The sequence below is a fragment of the Burkholderia sp. E168m23 genome (assembly GCF_016586125.1).
In the GTDB taxonomy this organism is placed as follows: Bacteria; Pseudomonadota; Gammaproteobacteria; order Burkholderiales; family Burkholderiaceae; genus Burkholderia; species Burkholderia orbicola.
Genome location: NZ_BCPP01000798.1, coordinates 1 through 3,425 on the forward strand (window position 1 = coordinate 1; position 3,425 = coordinate 3,425).

General features: G+C 70.5%; 3 protein-coding genes and 1 pseudogene. 3 read left to right on the plus strand and 1 reads right to left on the minus strand.

The annotated features are described in order from the left end of the window. Window positions 1-957: citrate synthase (locus tag JMF90_RS29800; protein ID WP_201325794.1), on the plus strand; the 957-nt coding region annotated here is incomplete at its 5' end. Here JMF90_RS29800 and JMF90_RS29805 read toward each other — a convergent pair. Continuing rightward, the gene (locus JMF90_RS29805; RefSeq protein WP_011546032.1) at window positions 930-1,253 is read right to left on the minus strand and encodes a DUF2917 domain-containing protein; all 324 of its coding nucleotides are present in this window, start codon (window positions 1,251-1,253) and stop codon (window positions 930-932) included. The two genes, JMF90_RS29800 and JMF90_RS29805, sit on opposite strands and share 28 nt — an antisense overlap. 239 nt (window positions 1,254-1,492) lie before the next feature. Between JMF90_RS29805 and mdtD the strand changes: the two genes are divergently transcribed. Together mdtD and JMF90_RS29815 are read left to right on the plus strand one after the other, a co-directional pair. Next, window positions 1,493-2,929: a multidrug transporter subunit MdtD gene (mdtD, locus tag JMF90_RS29810; RefSeq protein ID WP_011694373.1), complete on the plus strand. Its 1,437-nt coding sequence runs from the start codon at window positions 1,493-1,495 to the stop codon at window positions 2,927-2,929. 167 nt (window positions 2,930-3,096) lie between these two features. Next, window positions 3,097-3,425, plus strand: a pseudogene (locus tag JMF90_RS29815) (EAL domain-containing protein); the annotation flags it as partial.

Consider the following 3,425-nt stretch of genomic DNA (forward strand, 5'->3'; position numbering starts at 1 on the left):
GATGCGATCGCGCTGGCCGACGCGGCGACACTCGAAGAAACGGCCGCGCGGCTGTGGGACTGTGCGCCCGCGCGGCTGGCCGCCGCGTCGCTCGCGTCGACCGGTTTCGACGCGGCGCAGTGGGACGACTGGGCGCGTCGCTGGGCGCACCTCGCGCCGCTCGAACGCACGCTGGTGCTGCTGCCGGCCGCCGCCGCGTCGCTGCCGCGCCTGTGGGCGCAGGGGCGCGACGCACAGCTCGATTCCGCGGCGCTGCTGCTGCGCGTCGCGACGGCCGCACTCGCCGGCATCGCGCCGGGCGACGCGCCCGTGCACCAACAGCTCGCGGCCGCGTGGCGCGTGCGGCGGCGCAATGAAGCCGACCTGCTGCGGCGCGCGCTCGTGCTGTGCGCCGATCACGAACTGAATCCGTCGACCTTCGCGGTACGCTGCATCGCGTCGACCGGCACCCATCTGTTCGGCGCGATCTCGGGCGGGCTCGCGGCGCTGTCGGGGCCGCGCCACGGCGGTGAGACGTTCCGCGCCGGCACGCTGCTCGACGAAGCGGCCCGCGCCGCCGATCTCGATCGCTACCTCGCGCTGCGGCTGGCGCACGACGAACGCGCGGACGGCGGCCGCACCGCCCTGTCAGGCTTCGCACACCCGCTGTACCCCGACGGCGACCCGCGCGCGCGGGCGTTGCTCGATGCGCTGCACGCGGCGGCGCCCGAGCGGCCGGTGCTACGCGTCGCGCACGCGCTCGCCGCACGCGTCGAAGCGGCGACGGGCCTGCGGCCGACGATCGATTTCGCGCTCGCGGTGCTGGAGCGCACGCTCGCGCTGCCCGACGGCGCGGCATTCACGCTGTTCGCGGCCGGCCGCACGGCCGGCTGGATCGCGCATGCGCTCGAACAGTACGCGGACGGGAAGCTGATCCGGCCGCGCGCCCGCTACGTCGGCAGCGACGCGGCCGCGTGACGCCGGCCGTCGCGCCACACGGCGAACGGACGCCACCATGCAGACGCTGTGCGCACGGCCGGTGCCGCGAGCGGGCCGAATGCGAACGTCGCGCCGCGCGGCCCCGCGCTGACCCACGCGCGCATGCCGGGCAGCAAGGCCAAGGACGCCCCGGCACTCAGCCAGTGATCGTCTGGCTGGCCCTCGACGGTCACCCACACGTCGCCCTCGGCCACTTCGAGCAGCGTGCGATCGACGATCCGCCACCGTCCGGCCGGCTCGTCGCCGTCCATCACGTAAAGTCGCAGTTCGCGCATGGCAGCCTCCTGGTCGCACGGGTTCGATGACGCCAGTATTTCGGACAGTGACGGCACACGGACAGATACGGCCGCAGACACTTTTGGCTGAACTGTACTGGCCGTCCGACGGGGACAGGCTTCCCGCAGCCGGTCCGAGCCAGTCCGGTCGGCGGCCACACGACATACCGCGCCGAACCTGCACGGCGCGGCGGCTTTCCCTACAATGTCGGCTGTCCCGCGCCACCGCCCCCGCCGTCATGTTCCAACGCCCGCCCGCCGCCGCTCCCGGCGAAAAGAACCTCACCGTGATGCTCTGGCTCGTTGCGACGGGCTTCTTCATGCAGACGCTCGACGCGACGATCGTCAACACGGCGCTGCCGTCGATGGCCGCGAGCCTCGGCGAATCGCCGCTGCGAATGCAATCGGTCGTGATCGCATACTCGCTGACAATGGCGGTGATGATTCCCGTGTCGGGGTGGCTCGCCGATACGTTCGGCACGCGGCGCGTGTTCTTCAGCGCGATCCTGGTGTTCTCGCTCGGCTCGCTGCTGTGCGCGAACGCGCATACGCTGACGCAACTCGTCGCGTTCCGCGTGGTGCAGGGGGTCGGCGGCGCGATGCTGCTGCCGGTCGGGCGGCTCGCGGTGCTGCGCACCTTTCCGGCCGAACGCTACCTGCCCGCGCTGTCGTTCGTCGCGATTCCGGGCCTGATCGGCCCGCTGATCGGGCCGACGCTCGGCGGCTGGCTCGTGAAGATCGCGTCGTGGCACTGGATCTTCCTGATCAACGTGCCGGTCGGCGTCGCGGGCTGCATCGCGACCTTCTATTCGATGCCCGACTCGCGCAACCCGGCCGCCGGCCGCTTCGACCTGAAGGGCTATCTGCTGCTGACGATCGGCATGGTCGCGATCTCGCTGTCGCTCGACGGGCTCGCCGATCTCGGCATGCAGCACGCGGCCGTGCTGGTGCTGCTGATCCTGAGCCTCGCGTGCTTCGTCGCGTACGGACTGTACGCGGTGCGCGCGCCGCAGCCGATCTTCTCGCTGGAGCTGTTCAAGATCCACACGTTCAGCGTCGGGCTGCTCGGCAACCTGTTCGCGCGGATCGGCAGCGGCGCGATGCCGTACCTGATCCCGCTGCTGCTGCAGGTGAGCCTCGGCTACTCGGCGTTCGAGGCCGGGCTGATGATGCTGCCGGTCGCGGCGGCCGGCATGTTCTCGAAGCGGATCATCACGCGGCTGATCACGCAGCACGGCTATCGCAAGGTGCTGCTCGCGAACACGATCATGGTCGGCGTGATGATGGCGAGCTTCGCGCTGATGCGCGACACGGTGCCGGTGTGGGTGAAGGTCGTGCATCTCGCGCTGTTCGGCGGCTTCAACTCGATGCAGTTCACCGCGATGAACACGTTGACGCTGAAGGATCTCGGCACCGGCGGCGCGAGCAGCGGCAACAGCCTGTTCTCGCTCGTGCAGATGCTGTCGATGAGCCTCGGCGTCACGGTCGCCGGCGCGCTGCTCGCAACGTTCACCGGCATGCTGCGCACCGTGACGCCGAGCAACACGCTGCCGGCGTTCCATGCGACCTTCATCTGCGTCGGGATCATCACGGCCGCGTCCGCGTGGATCTTCGCGCAGCTCGCACCCGAGATCCGCAGCACCGCGCGCAAGACCGACCCGTCCGAGCGCGCGTGACGCGCGGCGCGCGCCGAATCGGGCCGGAACGCACCATCGCGGTGCAACGCGGCCCGACACGCGTGCGCATGTCGGCAGCGGCGGGCGGCCGCACACGGCGCCTGCCGTGCATACTTCTTGCTCGCGTATTCTGTAGGTAAACTGGGAGTCTTCCTTCGGCCGACATCATGAGCATGATCGAAATCGATCCCCCCGGCTTTCAGCCGCCCCGCCCGGTCGCCGGCGACGACGGGAACCGACGCACCGTGCTGTACGGCGGCTACACCGTGTTCAGCGTGTTCCAGCCCGTGTTCTCGGTGTCGCACCGGCGCGCGATCGGCTATCACGCGTCGCTGCGCGCGCACGACGAGGAAAGCCGCCAGGTGGCGTCGCACGAGGTGTTCACGCAGGCGGCGCGGCGCGGCGACCTGCTCGAGCTCGGCCGGCTCGCCGAATCGTTGCATCTCGGTAACTTCCACGCGTTCGACAGCCACGACGAATGGCTCTTCCTGAGCCT